General features: G+C 38.1%; 18 protein-coding genes. 14 read left to right on the forward strand and 4 right to left on the reverse strand.

What is annotated here, in order from left to right; all coding sequences use genetic code 11:
* Nucleotides 1-68: 68 nt before the first annotated feature.
* The 4 genes from hisB to hisG form a co-directional block, all read right to left on the reverse strand.
* The gene (gene hisB, locus GJU39_RS16790) at nt 69-1,202 is read right to left on the reverse strand and encodes a bifunctional histidinol-phosphatase/imidazoleglycerol-phosphate dehydratase HisB (protein ID WP_154282160.1); all 1,134 of its coding nucleotides are present in this window, start codon (nt 1,200-1,202) and stop codon (nt 69-71) included.
* Nucleotides 1,199-2,242 carry a histidinol-phosphate transaminase gene (gene hisC / locus GJU39_RS16795; RefSeq protein ID WP_154282161.1) on the reverse strand — a complete coding sequence of 348 codons (1,044 nt, stop codon included), beginning with the start codon at nt 2,240-2,242 and terminating at the stop codon, nt 1,199-1,201. Before hisC ends, hisB begins: the two co-directional genes overlap by 4 nt.
* Nucleotides 2,243-2,303: 61 nt before the next feature.
* Nucleotides 2,304-3,599, reverse strand: coding sequence for a histidinol dehydrogenase (gene hisD / locus GJU39_RS16800; RefSeq protein ID WP_154282162.1), 1,296 nt, complete (start codon nt 3,597-3,599; stop codon nt 2,304-2,306).
* A 59-nt stretch (nt 3,600-3,658) separates the two neighbouring features.
* A complete protein-coding gene (hisG, locus tag GJU39_RS16805) occupies nt 3,659-4,510 on the reverse strand; it encodes an ATP phosphoribosyltransferase (RefSeq protein ID WP_154282163.1) in 852 nt (283 codons plus the stop codon).
* A 270-nt stretch (nt 4,511-4,780) separates the two neighbouring features.
* Here hisG and GJU39_RS16810 point away from each other — a divergent pair, with 270 nt between their 5' ends.
* The 14 genes from GJU39_RS16810 to GJU39_RS16875 all read left to right on the forward strand — a co-directional run bounded on the left by GJU39_RS16810 (nt 4,781) and on the right by GJU39_RS16875 (nt 20,177).
* Nucleotides 4,781-6,346: a L,D-transpeptidase family protein gene (locus tag GJU39_RS16810; protein WP_342448220.1), complete on the forward strand. Its 1,566-nt coding sequence runs from the start codon at nt 4,781-4,783 to the stop codon at nt 6,344-6,346.
* Nucleotides 6,347-6,511: 165 nt separating this feature from the next.
* The gene (locus GJU39_RS16815; RefSeq protein WP_154282165.1) at nt 6,512-7,204 is read left to right on the forward strand and encodes an NUDIX hydrolase; all 693 of its coding nucleotides are present in this window, start codon (nt 6,512-6,514) and stop codon (nt 7,202-7,204) included.
* 68 nt (nt 7,205-7,272) lie between these two features.
* Entirely contained in the window at nt 7,273-8,106 is an 834-nt protein-coding gene (gene prs, locus GJU39_RS16820; RefSeq protein ID WP_154282166.1) for a ribose-phosphate diphosphokinase, read from the forward strand.
* 33 nt (nt 8,107-8,139) lie between these two features.
* Nucleotides 8,140-9,618: an ADP-ribosylglycohydrolase family protein gene (locus GJU39_RS23950; RefSeq protein WP_167515708.1), complete on the forward strand. Its 1,479-nt coding sequence runs from the start codon at nt 8,140-8,142 to the stop codon at nt 9,616-9,618.
* Between the two features lie 69 nt (nt 9,619-9,687).
* Nucleotides 9,688-10,422 (forward strand): metallophosphoesterase family protein, encoded by a 735-nt coding sequence (locus tag GJU39_RS16830; RefSeq protein ID WP_154282167.1) that lies wholly within the window; start codon nt 9,688-9,690, stop codon nt 10,420-10,422.
* A gap of 35 nt (nt 10,423-10,457) precedes the next feature.
* Nucleotides 10,458-11,915, forward strand: a complete 1,458-nt coding sequence (locus GJU39_RS16835; RefSeq protein WP_154282168.1) for a nicotinate phosphoribosyltransferase — start codon at nt 10,458-10,460, stop codon at nt 11,913-11,915.
* A 68-nt stretch (nt 11,916-11,983) separates the two neighbouring features.
* Nucleotides 11,984-12,388 (forward strand): hypothetical protein, encoded by a 405-nt coding sequence (locus tag GJU39_RS16840; protein ID WP_154282169.1) that lies wholly within the window; start codon nt 11,984-11,986, stop codon nt 12,386-12,388.
* An 83-nt stretch (nt 12,389-12,471) separates the two neighbouring features.
* Nucleotides 12,472-14,511: a BatA domain-containing protein gene (locus GJU39_RS16845; protein WP_154282170.1), complete on the forward strand. Its 2,040-nt coding sequence runs from the start codon at nt 12,472-12,474 to the stop codon at nt 14,509-14,511.
* Nucleotides 14,508-15,764, forward strand: a complete 1,257-nt coding sequence (locus GJU39_RS16850) for a dihydroorotase (protein ID WP_154282171.1) — start codon at nt 14,508-14,510, stop codon at nt 15,762-15,764. The genes GJU39_RS16845 and GJU39_RS16850 overlap by 4 nt, the downstream gene beginning before the upstream one ends.
* A gap of 101 nt (nt 15,765-15,865) precedes the next feature.
* Complete coding sequence (locus tag GJU39_RS16855; protein WP_154282172.1) at nt 15,866-16,534, forward strand: hypothetical protein; 669 nt, start codon at nt 15,866-15,868, stop codon at nt 16,532-16,534.
* 17 nt (nt 16,535-16,551) lie between these two features.
* Nucleotides 16,552-17,121 carry a DUF4199 domain-containing protein gene (locus GJU39_RS16860; protein ID WP_154282173.1) on the forward strand — a complete coding sequence of 190 codons (570 nt, stop codon included), beginning with the start codon at nt 16,552-16,554 and terminating at the stop codon, nt 17,119-17,121.
* 125 nt (nt 17,122-17,246) lie between these two features.
* Nucleotides 17,247-18,197, forward strand: a complete 951-nt coding sequence (locus GJU39_RS16865; protein WP_154282174.1) for a glycosyltransferase family 2 protein — start codon at nt 17,247-17,249, stop codon at nt 18,195-18,197.
* Between the two features lie 68 nt (nt 18,198-18,265).
* Nucleotides 18,266-19,240: a glycosyltransferase gene (locus GJU39_RS16870; protein WP_154282175.1), complete on the forward strand. Its 975-nt coding sequence runs from the start codon at nt 18,266-18,268 to the stop codon at nt 19,238-19,240.
* A gap of 109 nt (nt 19,241-19,349) precedes the next feature.
* Nucleotides 19,350-20,177 carry a hypothetical protein gene (locus tag GJU39_RS16875; RefSeq protein WP_154282176.1) on the forward strand — a complete coding sequence of 276 codons (828 nt, stop codon included), beginning with the start codon at nt 19,350-19,352 and terminating at the stop codon, nt 20,175-20,177.
* Nucleotides 20,178-20,188 lie beyond the last annotated feature (11 nt).

Genomic DNA, 20,188 nt, shown 5'->3' on the forward strand with positions numbered 1-20,188 from the left:
AGAAAAAAGAGCAAGGATCAAAGATGTGAAACCAAATCTTTGATCCTTAATCCTTGCTCTTTTTTCATTTATAACATTCCTTTCGTGCTCGGTAAAACCATTTTCTCTGCATCGCGCTTTATCGCCATTTTAATGGCTTTTGCAAAAGCTTTAAAGATGGCTTCAATTTTATGGTGTTCGTTTTCGCCTTCTGCTTTTACGTTTAAATTGCATTTTGCTGCATCACTGAAGGATTTAAAGAAGTGATAAAACATTTCTGTAGGCATATCTCCAACTTTTTCACGTTTAAACTCAGCATCCCAAACAATCCAGTTCCTGCCACCAAAGTCAATGGCAACCTGTGCTAAACAATCATCCATTGGCAGGCAAAAGCCATAACGTTCAATGCCTAATTTGTTCCCTAAACCTTTTGCAAAAGCTTCCCCAAGCGCAATTCCAGTATCTTCAATCGTATGGTGCTCATCAATATGAAGGTCGCCCTTGGCAATTACTTCCAGATCTACACTTCCATGTCTGGCTATCTGGTCTAGCATGTGATCGAAAAAGTTTAATCCCGTTTCAATTTTAGCTTTTCCCGTTCCATCTAAGTCGAGGTTAATGGTAATATCTGTTTCATTGGTTTTCCGGACATGGTTAATTTTTCTGCTTCCGGCCTTAAGCAGGTTATAAATGTCTTCCCATTTCTGCGTCTCTAAGATAATAATATCTAATAAAGTTTCATGCTTGTCTAATGCTTCAGTAGAACCAAGTGCATCATTCTGGCGAAGGAAGATTGCCTTTGCACCTAAATTCTTTGCCAACACTACATCATTCAACCGATCTCCGATTACGTAAGAGTTTTTCAAATCGTAATCACCAGTTAAATATTTTGTCAATAAGCCTGTTCCTGGTTTACGGGTAGGGGCATTGTCTTTTGCAAAAGTTTTGTCGATGATGATTTCACTAAATTTCACACCTTCGCCAGCAAAAGTATCTAACATGAAATTATGGATAGGCCAGAAATTTTCTTCAGGATTCGATGGGGTTCCCAATCCATCCTGATTCGTTACCATTACCAGTTCGTAATCCATTTCGCTCGCAATTTTCGAAAGGTAATAAATCGAACGTGGATAGAATTTTAGTTTGGCAAAACTGTCTACCTGTTCATCATCCGGCTCAATGTTCAACGTGCCATCCCGGTCTATAAATAATACTTTTTTCATGATAGATTTTTTAGAACATTTAACAGTTTGTCATTCTCTTCTTTTGTGCCAACAGTAATCCTTAAACATCCCTCACATAAAGTAACTTTAGAACGATCCCGAACGATGATTCCATCACCTACTAAAGTGTCATAAATTTTGTTTGCATCTGTTACCGCTACTAAGATAAAATTCGCGTCAGATGGGTAAACTTTTGTAACAATATTTAGCGTGTTTAGTTCGGTGGAAAGTCGTGCTCTTTCTGCGACAGATTCTCTGATCCAATCGTTCACTTTTGCAATATTTTTTACTGCTTCGAAAGCTAAATCTTGTGTTGCCTGATTGATGTTATAAGGTGGCTTAATTTTGTTTAAAACATCGATTACTTTTGTCGATGAAAATGCCATTCCCAAACGCAAAGCTGCGAGCCCCCAGGCCTTTGAAAAAGTTTGCAAAACAACCAGGTTTCCATACTCGGTTAACTCCTGAATAAAGGTCTTTTGTTTTGCATAATTAATGTATGCTTCGTCGATCACCACGATACCTTTAAAGTTGGCTAAGATCGTTTCAATATCCGTTCGGTTTATTGAGTTTCCTGTCGGATTGTTTGGCGAACAAATGAAAATTATTTTGGTGTTTTTATCAATCGTTTCTGCAATCTTTTCTAAATCCAATTGGAAGTTTGGCAACAGATTTACTTTGCGGATTTCTACATCATTAATGTTAGCAGAAACTTCATACATTCCATAGGTGGGTGGCAAAATAATCACGTTATCTTTTCCCGGATTACAGAAGGCGCGATACAATAAGTCGATGGCTTCATCACTTCCGTTTCCAAGGAAAGTATTTTCGATAGGCACACCTTTGATTTTGCTGATGGCATCTTTCAGATCCAGTTGTAATGGATCAGGATAGCGGTTGTAATTTGCGGGTAGGGGAGAACCATAACTGTTCTCATTGGCATCTAAGAATATTGATGCCTGACCTTTAAACTCATCTCTGGCGGTAGAATAGGGTTTAAGGTTTCTTATATTTTCTCTTACTAATTCGTTAATGTCCATTTTTTAAGGTAAAAGGTAAAAGGTAAAAGGTAAAAGGGATTGGCATGTTGCCTAAAACCTTCTATTTTACATCTTCTACGGTTTTTAATCTAACAGTAATTGCATTCTTGTGTGCTTCCAAACCTTCAGTTGCTGCCAGCGTTTCAACGGTTGGGCCAATATTCGATAAACCAGCTCTTGATAAATGCTGAAAGGTGATTTTTTTAATGAACGCATCTAATGATACGCCCGAATAAGCCTTTGCAAACCCACTCGTAGGTAATGTATGGTTCGTTCCTGAGGCATAATCGCCTGCACTTTCTGGCGTAAGGTTACCTAAGAATACAGATCCTACATTGATAATCAGCGGGATAAGGTTTTCGAAATGTTCCGTAGCCAATATCAGGTGTTCAGGGGCATATTCATTTGAAAAATCCATTGCCTGGGTCAAATTATCCACCAAAATAGTATAAGAATTTTTGATCGCTTTGGCTGCAATCTTCCTTCTAGGCAAGATACTAAGTTGATTTTCAACTTCTTTTAGTGTCTCAGCTATGATATGATTAGATGTGGAAACTAAAATAGCCTGACTATCAATACCATGCTCAGCCTGTGCAAGTAGATCTGCAGCTACAAATGACGGATTGGCAGTCTCATCGGCAATCACTAAAACCTCGGAAGGACCAGCTGGCATATCAATAGCTACTTTATTTTGCACCATCGTTTTTGCTATTGTTACATAGCGATTGCCAGGACCAAAAATCTTATAAACCTGCGGTACGGTTTCTGTTCCGAAGGCCATTGCGGCAACGGCCTGAGCGCCTCCCACCAGATAGATTTTATCTATCCCCAAAAGAATAGCACAGTAAGCAAGATAGCAGTTTGTTTTACCATCGGCTTGCGGTGGCGAACATATTACGATCTCTTTACAGCCTGCAATAATTGCCGGGGTTGCAAGCATTAAAAAGGTGCTGGGTAACACTGCGGTTCCACCAGGGATATATAAACCAACTTTTTCAATTGCCCTGGATTCTCTCCAGCAAACCACACCGGGCATTGTTTCTATTTTCTCTTCATTTTTAACCTGCGACTGGTGAAATTTCAAGATGTTTTGATGTGCGGTATCGATCGCACTTTTCGCATCAGCCGGAATAGTGGATGCAATAGTTTTTATTTCTTCAGCATCCAGAAACAGTCTGGTTAGATCGACTTTGTCAAATGCTTTTGCAAAATCTAACAGCGCTTTATCTCCTTCTTTTTTTACCGTTTCTATGATGTTAATAACGCGGTCTTCGATCAATTTATCATCCTCAATTTGTCGCGAACAGAGTGATTTAATGTTTTGATTAGATAAATCCTGGTAGTTGTAGACTTTCAATTGCTTATCATTTTAAATTAACTATTAGTTAATGTTGATTAATGTAATTTCGACCGATTTTAGGTGATTATTTTTTCAATTGGCATCACTAAAATACCTTCGGCACCTGCCGCTTTCAGACTGTTAATTTTGTCCCAAAAATCTTCTTCGGCAATTACAGAATGAACGGCAACCCAATCAGGTTCAAACAACGGAACTATGGTTGGACTTTTAACACCTGGCAACAAATCAACAACTTTTTGGAGGTTATCTTTTGATACGTTTAGTACCACATATTTATTCGATTTTGCACTCAGTACGGAGCGGATTCTTTGCAGCAATTCTGCCACCTCAGGATTGTCAGCGATTGATTTATTACCAATTAAAATGGCTTCAGATTGCATTACATCTGCGAAGGGTTTTAGTCCATTGCTTTTCAATGTTCCGCCTGTAGAAACGATGTCAAAAATCGCATCGCTTAAGCCTAAACCCGGACCAATTTCTACCGAACCGGAAATGGTTCTCACATCGGATTTTATTCCTTTTTCCTGTAAGAAGTTTTCCAGAATAACCGGATAAGAAGTGGCAATAGCTTTGCCGTTTAGTTCTTCCAGATTTTGAATATTACTTGTGGCCTGAACAGCAATTTTAAGTGTACATTTTCCAAAGCCTAGTTTTTGTAAATAGCTTACTTCTGCCTTGGTTTCTACGATTACATTTTCACCTACAATACCCAGATCGGCGATGCCATCTTGTACATATTCGGGAATATCATCATCACGAAGGAAAAGGATTTCTAAAGGGAAGTTGGTCACCGTTGAGATTAGTGAGCTTTTGTAGTTTTCGAATGAAAGACCACAGTTTTTTAAGATTTCAACGGATTTTTCGTTTAACCTACCCGATTTCTGGATAGCAATTTTAAGTGTTTTCAAAGTATTGAATATAGAGTGAACAAGAAAGTATTTTACGGAAAAAAAGTTTTGAAGTACAAAACAAACATATCATATCGCCTAACGGCGATGATGTAAATGTAAGTGATGGTTCAAAGTTAAGTTCATAAATATATTTCTGCCAATATCAATGCTTTAGCTGACTAGCGCTGGCAAATATAGTGTTTGAAACCGTAAATCAAAAAATAATGGCACTTAATTTGCCATTTATATTTCGTTAGATAATTAAATCTATTTTTGCCTAAAAATAACGTGTTGAAAAACTTTCGCTTTCTTATTATTCCTTTTATTATATGTGTTTCAGCTTGTAACTGGTTTAAATCGCCACCTGAAATTGGAAAAGTACTCTCAGAGCACTTTAAGAACAAGATTTACAAAGATTTCGATACTGTTGCCTACGACAGTGTTTTCGTAAAAACATTAGACAGTTTATCATCAGGATTTATTAATCCCAAAACGGTGAAGGCTTTTTATGAGGAAAACGGTCGCGAGCCCAGGTTGGTTACAAAATTCTACACTAACGGGGAATTAGATTCACTAATTACCTATCTGCAAAATAGCAAAGTGCATGGTTTTAATCCCGAAATATTTAAAGTTGAGCAGCTTAAATCCCTGTTGAAAGAACTTTCTGATAATCAATTTAAGAAAGTGGAAGAGACATACCCTGTAATTGCCAGGCTTGAAGCACTTTCTGCCAATGCTTATTTAAATTACAACAATTTTCTTAAATATGGAGTAGTCAATCCTCGGAACATCTTTTCACGCTATTATATTAAGGTTAAACGTCCGGATAGTACAGGGATGATTAAATTATTGGCTTCTGAAAGTATGCTGGATACCTTAAAAGCCGTTCAGCCAAATTCTGCACAATATAAAGGCTTGCAGCGGGCTTATTTAAATGCCAGCACAGAAAGCGAAAAGCGGATCTTACTGTTAAATATGGAGCGTTTTCGATGGAAAATGCCCGAAACAGGATCAAATTACGTTCAGGTGAATATCCCTGATTTTAAACTTACCTGGTTTGATAAAACCGATACCGTAATCAGCATGAAAGTTTGTGTTGGTGGAAAGCGTGAAAATGGTTATGAAGATAAGCTAAAAGCATTTGCAAAATCGGGTAATTTAGATGATAAGCCAAAGAACCATGAGACGCCTTTATTGTTCAGTAAAATTAACTCAATTCAGGCCAATCCGGTATGGAATATTCCGGTAAGTATTGCGCAAAGTGAGATCTATTGGATGGCTAGAAAGGATCCCTATTATTTATCAAATAGCAACATTAAAGTTTACTATAAAGACAGGTTGATTGGTGAGCCTGATACCATCAATTGGAACCGGTATTCCAGAGATAAATTACCCTTTAAATTTAAGCAGGGATCGGGTAATGGAAACGCACTTGGAAAGTTCAAATTTATCTTCGATAATGGCTCCAGTATTTACCTTCATGATACCAATAATAAGAACGGTTTTAACTTAAGTAACCGGGCAATTAGTCATGGTTGTGTGCGAATAGAAAAGCCGTTAGAATTTGCAGAAAAGTTAGTGGGAGATAGTTATACTTATGATAAATTAAGAGCTGAAGTTGACTTGCCTCCTATCGACAGTGCACATGTTAAATGGTACAAAAAAAGACTTGCTGCAAAGGCGGATACTACCAAAGCATTTCAGTTAAAGCCAGCCTGGTTCGGGCCAAAAAAAGCAGTGCCTTTATTGATCACTTATTTTACTGCCTGGGCACAAAATGATAAAATTGAGTATCGCCCTGATGTTTACCAGATGGATGAAAAGCTTTGGGTGGCGATGAAGAAATTCAGATAAGATACGCTCAGAGAATCATTTTTACTGAACTTGATTCAGGATCTTTACAGCAAGAATCTCACTAAAAGCCATAGCAGTTTTGTCACCAACAATAGTTAGTGTTGTTGCTTATGATTCAAAATAAAGAATTTTCTTAACTTTGTGTTGTTTTTACACAAACTAAGAATGATCAATCAAAATATCAAAATCGCTGTTGATGCCATTGTTTTCGGTTATGAAAAAGGAACGCTTTATGTGCTGGCTGTACAGCAGCGCTTTGGTGAACTGGCCGATCGATGGGTTTTGCCTGGTGGTTTCATAAAAGATGATGAGCCCTTATTAACTGCTGTGGAGCGCGAGCTTAAAGAAGAAGCCGGCATAACGGTAAACTATTTGGAGCAGCTAGGTACTTTTGGAGATGATGTAAATCGAGATGAAAGATTCAGGGTTATTTCGGTAGCTTATTTTGCATTGGTTAACCCCCAAAATTTTGTGTTAAAAGCCGATACCGATGCGAAAGATGCCCGGTGGTTCCCGGTAAGGGAAGTGCCGCAGTTAGGTTACGATCATAACGAAATGGTTAACCTGGCACACCAACGCTTAAAGAGTAAACTCACTTATCAACCCATCGGTTTTGATTTACTCGACCAGGAGTTTTTATTCTCAGATCTCGAAAATTTATATTGTTCCATCCTCGAAAGAGATATTGACAGAAGAAATTTCAGAAAAAAAATTTTAAGTTTTGAGATTGTGAAAGAAACCAATAAGGTAGTTAAAATAGGGGCTAGCGGCAGACCAGGAAAGCTTTTTATGTTTGATAAGCCAAAATACCAACAGCTTTTGAAGGAGAATTTCCAGTTTGAGATTAGGTTTGCGTAAAATAAACACAAATTATTTTTTGAATTTTAAAAATCATTTCTATATTTGTGTAAATAATACGCAAATATATGTTGAATTTAGATCCGAGTTTTACTCCGCTAGGCGAAAATAACTCAATAGCACACCAGTCTTTCTTATTCGCAGGTGGCGAGCCGCATATCAAAATACAGGCTGATTTTGATAAGGATGAACCTGTAACCGTTACGCAAAGAATAAATTCTTTTAACGATTTAGGATTAATCTGCATCACTGTTGATGCCTTAAAAAGAATGGGCGTAAAGGAAATTAACCTTTTTATTCCATATTTCCCGGCGGCCAGGCAAGATCGGGTGATGATTCCCGGAGAGCCTTTATCCGTAAAGGTATATGCAGATATCATTAATGCCATGAACTTAGCAAGTGTTACCGTTTTCGATCCACATAGCGAAGTAACACCTGCATTGCTTAACAACTGCGTTACCATTTCCAATCACGAATTTATAAAACAGGTTATGGCTAAAATCGGAACAGATGTAAAACTCATTTCTCCGGATGGTGGAGCCTTGAAGAAAATTTATAAAGTTTCTGAATTTTTAGGCGGTGCTGAAGTAGTAGAGTGTTCAAAAAGCCGGGATGTTAAAACCGGAAGACTGTCTGGTTTTAAGGTGTATGCTGAGGATCTCGGTGGTGCTGATTGTTTAATTGTAGATGATATTTGTGATGGTGGGGGAACATTTAATGGTTTAGCCGAAGCACTTAAAGCTAAAAATGCAGGTAAACTTTACCTGGCCATCAGTCATGGTATTTTTAGTAAAGGATTTGACGACTTAAGTAAATATTTTGAACAGATTTTTACCACAGACGCAATCAAAGAAGTGGAGCATAGCGGCGTTACCCAAATAAAATTACGCGATATCTGCTAAGCTGAATTGCCCGGAAGTTAAAGCCTTATAAAAATGAAAAATAAAAATGTTCATAGTGCCTTGTTGGGTTTAGCCGTTGGTGATGCATTAGGTGTATCTGCTGAATTTAAATCAAGAACTTATTTAAAGCAAAATCCTGTAAAAGAGATGGAAGGTTATGGAACCCACAATCAACCGGTTGGAACCTGGAGTGATGATAGTTCACTCACCTTTTGTTTGGCAGAAAGCCTTTGTAATGGCTATAGTCTTGAAGATATTGCTCAAAAATTTCTGAAATGGTATAATGCTGAGACCTGGACACCGCATGGCAAAGTGTTTGATATTGGAATTGCAACCAGTAAGGCGATCAATGAAATTGCAAAGGGAACTGATCCTGTTCTTTGTGGTGGTAATCGCGAAGCAGATAATGGAAACGGATCATTGATGCGGATTTTACCGATGATATTTTATCTTCAGCATGAAACAAATCATCAGGTGATATTTGACAGGATTAAAGAAGTTTCGTCCATTACGCACGCACATTTCCGTTCTGTTTTTGCCTGCTTTATTTATATCGTTTATGGCCTGGAACTTTTGAAGGGTAGCGATAAAAAGGCGGCTTATCTAAATATGCAGGTTGCGGTGAAAAAGTTTATTGCAAGCAATACCTTCGAAAGCAGCGAAACAAATCTTTTTAAACGAGTTCTGGAAAGTGATATTTCAACAGTTTCTGAAGATGAAATTTATTCATCCGGTTACGTATTGCATAGTCTGGAAGCAAGCCTCTGGTCTGTTCTCACCACTCAATCATACGCAGATGCAGTTCTGAAAGCCGTTAACCTGGGTGAAGACACCGATACAACAGCTGCTATCGCTGGCGGGTTAGCTGGTTTGATTTACGGATTTGAATCTATTCCGGCAACATGGGTAAACGTACTGGTGAAAAGAACAGAAATTGAAAAGCTTTGTGCACAAATGGAGGCAAAGTTTGTGAAGAAGCAGAAATACAATATTTCAGCGATTAAAGAAACCGACGAATTCTTTTTCTTTTGGGAACATCAGGCTACAGATGGCGGAGTGCTCACTAAATCTTGTTTAACCCAGTGGTGGGATGCTCCCTTTATTGTCAATCAAATTGAATATAAAACCGCCGAACATTGGATGATGAGTAAGAAGGCAGAGTTGTTTAATGATCAGGAAATATTGATGAAGATTTTGGCCGCTACCTTACCAGAGGAAGTCAAAAGCCTGGGCAGACAAGTAAAGAATTATAACGAAGCGGTTTGGTCGGAAAACAGATATGAAATAGTGCGGGAAGGTAATTTTCATAAATTTAGCCAGCATAAAGCGCTAAGGGAATTTTTAATTAATACGGGCAATAAAATTTTGGCAGAGGCGAGTCCTGTGGATAACATATGGGGCATAGGTTTATCCGAAGATGATCCTGAGGTCAGAAACTTTGATAAGTGGAAGGGATTAAATCTTCTCGGTTTCGCATTAATGGAAGTGCGGGGTCAGTTAGATTTTAATTGATCAATTTTAAAGCAATTGAGATAGAACGTTTGTTGTTGAGGATTAGCCTTCAAAATATAGAATAAAAAAATGAACAGAATATTGGTGATAGGAGATATACACGGCGGATTAAAAGCCTTAATTCAGTTATTCGAACGTGCTGAAGTATCAACAGATGATCAACTGATTTTTCTGGGTGATTATGTGGATGGATGGAGTGAATCTGCGCAGGTAATTGAGTATCTGATGCAGTTGAATGACACTCATTCCTGTGTTTTCATCAAAGGAAACCACGATGCATGGTGTATCGATTGGCTTTCGGAAGGAATTGTTGATAAAGTCTGGTTTGCGCACGGCGGAAAATCAACAATGGAAAGTTATAGCGGAATGCACGAATCTACCAAACAAAAGCATTTAGATTTTTTCGAAAAAATGCATGATTATTACGTAGATGAACAGGCTAACTTATTTATTCACGCCGGATTTTCGTCTATGCATGGTCCGGAGAAAGAACGTTATTCTTCAAATTATTCTTGGGATAGAACGCTTTGGGAAATGGCGTTAACGGTAGACAGCAAGATTGAAAAGGATTCGCTTCGCTATCCAAAACGGTTATTGCTTTACCACGAAATATACATCGGCCATACGCCAACACTTTATTACGGTTTTGATGTGCCCATGCAGGGCTGCAATGTTTGGAATATAGACACTGGTGCCGCTTTTACTGGTAAACTTTCCTGTCTGGATCTTCAAACCAAAAATTTTTGGCAAAGTGATTCATTGCCATCCCTCTATCCAAATGAAAAAGGAAGAAATAAAAATTAACCATTATACAATTAAACCATAAATATAAAAATATCATGAACCCATTATTATTAACAGACGGATACAAAGTAGACCACCGCAGGCAATACCCTGATGATACCACACTGGTTTATTCAAACTGGACACCAAGGAAAAGCAGGCTGGATAATGTAAGCCATGTTGTTCTTTTCGGTTTACAGTACTTCATCAAAAAATACATTATTGAAGATTTTAATCAGAATTTCTTCGGACAACCGAAAGATGAGATTTTGAAAAAATATGCCCGCAGGATCAACAATTATCTGGGTGAAAATTTAGTTGGTACGCAGCATATTGCAGATTTGCACGACCTTGGTTATATCCCGATGGTCTTTAAGTCATTACCGGAAGGCGCCGAAGTGCCACTTCGTGTGCCAATGTTTACCATGTACAATACGTTACCAGAGTTTTTCTGGCTGACCAATTATTTTGAAACCCTATTATCAGCCGTGGTGTGGTTGCCATGTAATTCTGCTACCATTGCCAAACAATATCGGGCAATTATGGATAAATATGCTGCAGAAACTTCCTCTGTGCCAGAATTTGTAGATTGGCAGGGACACGATTTTTCGATGCGCGGAATGGGCGGAATTGAAGCCGCGGTAACCTCAGCAGCTGGCCACTTATTAAGTTTCACCGGAACGGATACGATCCCGGCAATCGATTTTCTCGAAGAATATTACAATGCAGATTCAGATCAGGAATTAATTGGCGGCTCAGTTGCCGCTACCGAGCACTCTGTAATGTGTATGGGTACGAATACCGGTGAACTGGAGACCTTTAAAAGATTAATTGTAGAAGTTTATCCAAAAGGGATCGTCTCAATCGTATCAGATACCTGGGATTTATGGAAAGTACTCACCGTTTATTTACCAGCATTGAAAGATGATATTATTGCAAGGGAAGGAAAGGTGGTAATCAGGCCAGATTCCGGAGACCCGGTAGATATCATCTGTGGTAACCCTGATGGAAAAGATGAAAATGAGAAAAAAGGGGTAATTGAGTTGCTTTGGGACGTTTTCGGCGGAAAAACGAACGATAAAGGTTATAAAGAACTGGTTCCGCAGATAGGTGCCATTTACGGTGATAGCATTACAACTGAACGTGCAACTCAGATTTGTGAACGATTAAAAGCGAAAGGTTTTGCCTCTACCAATGTGGTTTTCGGCGTCGGTTCTTTCACCTACCAATACAATACCCGCGACACCTTCGGTTTTGCAATGAAAGCTACCTATGGCGAAGTGGCTGGTGTTGGCCGGGAAATTTTTAAAGATCCGATTACAGATGATGGTACCAAAAAATCTGCAAAAGGTTTATTGCAAATCTTTAAAAATGCCAGTGGCGAATATGAATTGAAAGATCAGTGTAGCTGGGAAGAAGAAGCGCAGGGCGAATTAAAAGAAGTTTTTAGAGATGGTAATTTATTGATCGATTATTCTCTTGCTGAAGTTAGAGAAAGGCTAAAGAATAGTTAACTTCGCCAAGTTTTTAACCGGTCAGCATTGGTGTTGACCGGTTAACTTATGGACGACACCTTTTAAAAATGCAGGAAAACTCAACTTTCAACCATGGAGCCGATATCGTAAGCAGTGCGATAAGATTTACTAGCGCATGGTTTAAGCAATCTAAAGCGATTATAGAAGAACTGAGTGATTTTTTCATTCTTCCGGGAGGAAAGATAGTGGAGAAACAGGTGATCATTTCCAGGCTTAAAGGTATTTTTGGGCAGTCTGATGAATATGTGGGCGGTAGATATGATATTATCGATACGCATTTCGAATTGCTTAGTGGCGGAAAGGGAATGGGTTTTGTAGAGGGGGTGGCAGGTTTCAGGGCGGTGCTAAAGAAAGAATCAAAAATCGTAAGCGGTCCGTTCAAATTGTACTTTGCATTGCAAAACGGCCATTGGAAAATTGTAAATATCGAGTTTCCGGGCTTTGCTTATTAAAATGTAATCACCACAAGTAACATTGATAAAATAAATAGGGAATTTTACACCCGCTTCCATAATTTTTCTATCTTTGGTTTTTAATGAATTTCCTTTACCCGGGCTTTCTTTTCGCACTATTATCGGTTGCAATTCCGGTCATCATTCATTTATTCAATTTTCGAAAATTTAAAAAGGTTTATTTTTCCAATGTTCAGTTCTTAAAAGAAGTAGAACAGCAAAATTCATCCAGAGAAAAGCTAAAAAATTTACTCATTCTTTTCGCCAGGATGCTGGCAATTATCTTCCTGGTATTGGCTTTTGCACAGCCTTATATCCCGGTGAGTTCGAAAAAAACAAGTTTGCTCAATAATGCAGTAAGTATTTATATCGACAATTCTTACAGCATGGAAGCCGTGAACAAAGACGGCAGTCTGTTGGATGAAGCGAAGCGGAATGCAAAAGAACTGGTTAAAGGTTTCGGGATAAATGATCGTTTCCAGCTACTGACCAATGATTTTGAAGGAAAACATCAGCGCCTGTTGAATGAAGAAGAATTTCTGAAAGCGCTTGATGATGTGAAGATCTCGGCCACTGCGCGGAATCTCCAGCAAATTTTAAACAGGCAGGGAAACGTGTTGAGTGGACCAGCCAATAAATACAGTTTCATTATATCAGACTTTCAAAAAAATATCGCTTCAGCTAAAAAGCTCACCACAGATCCTGATATTCAGTATTCTTTTCTTAAATTAAATGCAACTGCACTGGCTAATATTGCCGTAGATAGCGTGTGGATGTTATCGCCAAATCATCAGCCTGGAGCAAACGAAAGATTAGTGGTTCAGCTTAAAAATTATTCGCAGGAAGCCGCTGATAATGTTCCACTGAAATTAACCATTAACAATCAGCAAAAAGGCTTGGGAGCAGTTTCAATTCCGGCAGAAAAGAGCGTTCGCGATACCTTGAACTTTTCTGGTTTAACGGCTGGCTGGCAGAAAGGAATTATCAGCATTAAAGATTTTCCGGTAACATTTGATGATACTTTGTCTTTCAGTTTTAAAGTTGATAAAAGTTTGCCTGTGCTCAGTATTAATGGTTTAACTGCAGGGAACTACATCAAAGCACTTTTTGGAGCCGATGGTTATTATGTGCTCACCGAGAATTCAGAACAGAATATTAATTACAATGGGTTCTCAAATTATGGTCTGATTGTGCTTAACGGATTACAAAATCCATCTACAGGTTTAGCACAGCAAATAAAAACCTATTTAAATGCTGGTGGTACCGTGGTTGTATTTCCAGATTTGGATGCAGATATTAAAGTTTACAATTCATTTTTAGCAGCTTTATCCTTACCAGCTATCCAGGGTTTAAATAAAGAAGAAACCAAAGTTGATCAGATCGATTTTCAAAATCCAATTTTCAAAACGGTTTTTGAGGAAATCCCTAAAAATCTGGATTTGCCAGCAGTGAGTCGCTACTTTTCTTTCACTGAAAGCAATGCGGCCAGTAAGGAAAACATTTTATCGCTTCCTGGCAGAAAACTTTTCTTCGCCAAGTATGGCGTAGGCAATGGATCGGTGTTTTTATCTGCTGCAGGCTTAAATGCAACCGATGGAAACTTTGCCCGTCATCCGGTTTTTGTACCTTTGATGTATCGTATGGCGTTGAGTGGTGGTACAGAAAGTTCGCTATATTACTATTTAGGTAGTGAAAATGTTTTATCAGGAAAGAAAATCACCTTAGGTAAAAATCAAACATTAAAACTAACGGCGAATAACTTCGAAAGTATTCCTGAAATCCGTCAGGCTGATGGAAAAACATTGATTTACACTGCAGATCAGGTTAAAAATGCCGGTTTCTACAACCTCAATCTGGCAGACACTACGCTTGCTGTTTACGCTTTTAACAGCGGCCGAACAGAATCGGATATGCATTATCTAAGCAAGACCGAGTTAGATAACCTGGCCGAAAAAAGTAATTTTAAAGTATTTGATACAGATCAAGATGCTGTAAAGCTCACTGCTGGTGCAGATAAAATCGGACAAACCTTATGGAAACTTTGCTTAGTTTTGTCGCTGATTTTTATTGCCGCAGAAATCCTGCTCATCCGATTTTTTAACAACAATAAAAAAACAATATGAATCTCCTGGTTAAAAATGTAATCATTGCCGATCCGCAAAGCAGTTTCAACAAACAAGAATGCGATGTCAGGGTAGTTGATGGTCAAATTCAAAACATAGGTAAATTAACAGCTAATCAAGATGAAACCGTTTTTAAAGCAGATGGCGCTTTCTTAACACCTGGTTTTTTTGATTTGAACTGTGTGGCTGGTGATCCGGGCTTCGAAACAAAAGAAGACATTCAAACGCTAACCAACGCCGCAAAAGCAGGCGGATTTACCGGTTTAGCCTTATTGCCACAAGCAAATCCGGTGGTGCAGTCAAAATCTCAGGTAGAATATATTATCAATAAGGCCAAAAATAACCTTGTTGATGTTTTGCCTGTGGGTGCAATTAGCCAGAATAGGGAAGCAAAAGAACTTGCGGAACTGTTTGATATGCAACAGGCAGGTGCGGTTGCCTTTTCTGATGGCGACAGGGCACTGCAAGATGATGGTTTTATGAGTCGGGCACTTCAGTATGCCAAAGGTTTCGATGCCCTATTAATGGTTTATCCTGAAAATAAATCCATCGCCGGGAAATCTCAGATTAATGAAAGTAAAAATTCTGTGCTGCTGGGCATGAAGGGTTTACCAGCTTTAGCAGAAGAAATGCACATTGCCCGCGATCTCTTTCTGGCTACCTATAATGAAACTAAAATCCACATCAGCAATATTTCTACCGCTGGTTCGGTGGCTTTAATTCGAAAAGCAAAGAAAGATGGCGTGCAGGTTTCTTGTGATGTGACTGCGCATCACCTGGTTTTTACAGAAGAACTGCTGGTCGATTTTGATAGCAATTATAAGGTTAAACCACCGCTACGCAGCAAAGCTGATATAAAGGCACTTATTGCCGGGTTAAAAGATGGAACAGTTGATGCGATTACTTCGCAACACCGTCCGGAAGAAATTGAATTTAAAAATGTAGAATTTGAGATTGCTCACTACGGAATCATCGCCTTACAAACCGTTCTTCCGCTATTGCTCAGGGCAGGATTAGATGCCAGTTTAATCGCAGAGAAATTATCCATTAATCCGCGTAAATTACTAAATTTAGCCGTTCCGGTTATCGCTGAAGGTGAAAAAGCTAACTTTACCGTGATTAACCCAACAGAGAAATGGCTTTACAATGCGAAAACTAATTTTTCAAAATCTGCTAATAGTCCGCTTTTAGGGACTGAGCTTACAGGAAAAGTGGTTTTGATATATAATAATAATCAGTTTAAAGAGAGCTGAAAGGTTAAAGCTAAAAGACTAAAGCTAAAAAGATTAAAATAAAAAGGTTAAGCAATTTTCCAGGGCTTGATACTTGATACTAAATACTTGATACTAACAATATGGATAACAGAGTAAAAAAAGCGCTGGTCGCATCGTTAAATAAATACGCAGAAGTTGCGGCAATCAATGTTGAAGGTTTCGAAAAGGAATTATTGGCAGCATTCGAACTGGATACCAATTTTTTAGATAAAGCGACTGCATTTGATGTCGTTTTCGATTCGCATCCAAAATTTGAAGAATTACGCGAAGTATTTTTCGATTTACTAATGGTGAATTTCTTCAGCAGTGACGTTCAGAAACTGGAAGATGATTACCTGGAGAGCGATGAATGGGCAAACATTGAGGAAGAAACAATCGACCGCGGAACCGAGTTATTGAACCTTTTACTTTATATTAAAGAATGTAAGGATGAAGATATTGACCCTGAATTGGGTGATTTCCTAAAAGAATTTTTACTGGTAGAGGACGATGAATTTCAGGATGAATTCGAAATCTATGAAGAAATGATCAGCAACCAGCAACTGGCTGAAAGCAGTGTAGAAGAAATTTGTAACACCGCACCAACTTTGAACATCAGCGAAGAAATGCAGGATTTATTCGTTCCTTTTATGATATTTTTCCTTGATGTAGAAGGAAGTGCAACCACAACAAAAGAAATAATTCAATTTAGCAGTAACAAATCTTTCGATTCTGCGACTTATATATTAATCACAACAATTAATAGCTAAATTAAACCTTCATTATTATGGACAAAAGTGCTCACATCTCCCAGTTATCCCTTAAGTATGGTTTTATATTAGCCGCTATTTCAGTGGCCATCTCGCTAACCATGCATTTCATCAATCCGGTTTTAATTTACACCAATGTAGCAGCATCAATCGGCATCTTTGTTGTTTTTATTGCCCTTTTAGTGGTTTCGGGTATTAATATTCGTAAAGAAATAGGAGGTTTCTGGACATTTGGTGAAGCTTTTAAAGCTTTTCTTATCATCTCTTTAATCCTGGCAATAACCGCAACACTTTACAATTTTATATTAATGAAATTTATCGATCCCGATCTTCCGGCTAAGGCTGCGGCAGCGATTGAAGATGCACAGAGGGCAATGATGGCTAAATTTGGTTTAGGAAATGATGAAATTGATGAAGCGATGGCCAAGGCGGGCAATATGCAGGAGAAACTTGAACCAAGTTTCAAAAATACTTTTACCAGTTTCGGTGTTTCAATCGCCTCTTATGGTGTAATCTCGTTGATTTTAGCAGCGATTTTGAAAAAAAATCCGCCGGTTACTTTTAATACATTTCCAACAGAAGCTTAATCACTTCATAATATTTTGAACGTGCAGGTTTTATCATTTAATTTGATGAAATTTGCACGTTTTATTTTAAATGCAAGTTCAAGTTCAAGTCTTGATACTTGATACTTAATTCTTGATACTTATAAATGGATATATCAGTTGTAGTACCCTTATTTAATGAAGATGAATCTTTGCCAGAATTAACGGCATGGATTGATCAAGTAATGACCGATAATCAGTTCAGTTATGAAATTGTGCTGGTTGATGATGGAAGTACCGATAAATCCTGGGAAGTTATAGAATTACTAAGGTTACAGAACCCGGCCATAAAAGGGATAAAATTCAGAAGAAATTATGGTAAATCTGCGGCATTAAATGTAGGTTTCGAGGCCACTCAGGGCGACGTAGTGATTACCATGGATGCTGATTTACAGGATAGCCCGGATGAAATACCAGAACTTTACCGCAGAATAAAAGAAGAAAAATTAGACCTGATTTCTGGCTGGAAAAAGAAAAGATACGATCCCATTACTAAAACGGTTCCTACCAAATTATTTAATGCGGCTACGCGGAAAATGAGTGGAATAGAATTAAATGATTTTAATTGCGGCTTAAAAGCTTACAGAAGCGACGTGATTAAAACAATCGAGGTTTATGGTGAAATGCATCGTTACATCCCGGTAATCGCTAAATGGGCAGGTTTTAATAAAATCGCAGAACAGGTAGTAGAGCACAGGGCTAGAAAATATGGCACCACTAAATTTGGTTTCAGCCGGTTTATTAACGGATTTTTAGATTTACTTTCCATTTTCTTTGTAGGTAAGTTTGGTAAACGGCCAATGCACTTCTTTGGTTCGTTGGGGGTGCTAAGTTTCTTCTTAGGCATTATCATGTCGCTTTATACCTTAATCGAAAAGCAATATTTAATCTGGAATGGATTGGCCTATCGGGATGTAACCCAGCAGCCACTTTTTTATCTATCATTGGTAGCGATCGTTGTGGGGTCGCAAATGTTTCTGGCCGGTTTTATCGCCGAGCTGTTATCCAGAAATGCACCAGAAAGAAACCAGTATTTAATCGAAAAAGAACTTAAATAAGGTGAAAGCCTAAAGCTTAAAGCAAAAAGCGCTTTGGTCTTTAGTCTTTCCGCTTTCAGCTCCAAGACATGTTTTTCTCCATCATCATTCCGCTTTACAATCGCCCGCAAGAAATTGATGAGCTTTTAGATACCTTAACCAGGCAAACTTATTCGCAGTTTGAGGTTTTGGTAATCGAAGACGGCTCTGTTAACGATGCAAAAGCTATAGTGGAGACTTATGCAGACAGGCTAGACATTAAATATTATTTTAAGGAGAATGCCGGGCAGGGTTTCGCAAGGAATTATGCCTTTGAGCGGGCTTTGGGCGATTATTTTATCATTTTCGATTCGGATATTTTAGTGCCGGCAGATTACCTGGAGACGGTAAGGAATTATCTTCATGAACACCAGCTGGATGCCTACGGAGGTCCGGATGCTGCTCATGAAAGTTTTACACCGGTTCAAAAAGCAATCAGCTATGCCATGACATCGCCTTTCACTACCGGCGGAATTCGTGGGAATAAAAAGCATGTTGGTCAGTTTCATCCCCGAAGCTTCAATATGGGTGTTTCACGTAAGGCCTGGGAGAAAGTAGGAGGTTTTATTTTAACCAGGCTAGGTGAGGATATTGAATACAGTATCCGTATCCACGAAAATGGATTTAAAATAGGTTTAATTCCAGAAGCAAAAGTTTACCACAAAAGAAGAACAAGTTTCAGCCAGTTTTATAAGCAACTGCATTTCTTTGGGAGGGCCAGAATTAATATTTACAAACATTTTCCAAAAGAATTGAAATTAGTTCATTTCTTCCCTGCAATTGCTACTGTAGGCATGATTGGAACAATACTCATGAATTTTATCTATCCGCCTTTGGCTTATATTTTAGATTTCATGGTGTTATTGTATTTTATGTTGATATTTTTTCACTCCTGGTCTGTAAATAAATTTTTAAAAGTTGCATTTTTGAGCATTATATCTTCATTCATCCAGTTAACGGCCTACGGTTTAGGATTTATACAGGATTTATTTAAAAGAGTGGTATTTGGTGGAAATAGAAAGTAAGGAAATAGAGAGTAAGGAAATAAAAAGTAAGGAATCGGGAGTGAAAAAATAAATGTCGGCAGCATGAACGAACCAGAGAATAAAATAAACATCGAATCGGGAAATTAAAATGATCAACTATTTAAAAGAAAGTACATTTGCTGTTAATGATGTTATCCGAAAAGCATGGAGCATCATGACGAGACATTATTTTTCGATTGCAACGCTATGCTTTCTGATGTTTATCACCGCAAGTGCATCCAGCCTGATGGCTTTTTTTATTAAGGATGTAAGTCGGGTGTTGAGTTTTTTTATGGTGATTATTTTCATCATGCTTTATTTTACACTCAACCTTTCTTTATTTAAATATATTTTTCATCTTATTGATAATGAGGATGAAGATGTTACCATTGTTGGTACATTGCCAACGAGACAACAAATTATCCGCTTTTTAATTGCTACCCTTTATTTTATTGGCTGTATCTTATTTATTGGCCTTATTTTATTTCCGGTTTTGTATGTGCTCGATCCCGTTTTAAGATATCTGGTTAGAATTGGATGGGTAGAAAGTTTTAAAGCCACCGGGATTATTATTACGCAAGTAGCCGTGGGTATTGGTATTCTGGCATTATTTATTACCTGGTTAAGAATTTCTTTTTTTCCGTTTTTCATCATCGATAAAAACGTTGGCCCATTCGAATCCATCAAGCTTAGTTTAGCCATTACCAAAGGAAATTTCACTAAAATTTTGTTGTTGTTATTGGTTTTGGGTGGTGGTTACCTGATCTATCTCTTATTTAACTTTTTACATTGGCCATTTGTGGCTTTTGTTGTGAATATTTTAAGTTCGTTTATTATTGTTCCTTTATCAAGCGTAGCGTTAACCGTGGCTTATCGTAAAATCGCAGGTGAATATAAGGGTGATGAGCACCCGGATATTTTACATAATATCGTTTAATTTACGATCCA

The sequence above is a fragment of the Pedobacter petrophilus genome (genome assembly GCF_009674725.1).
In the GTDB taxonomy this organism is placed as follows: domain Bacteria; phylum Bacteroidota; class Bacteroidia; order Sphingobacteriales; family Sphingobacteriaceae; genus Pedobacter; species Pedobacter petrophilus.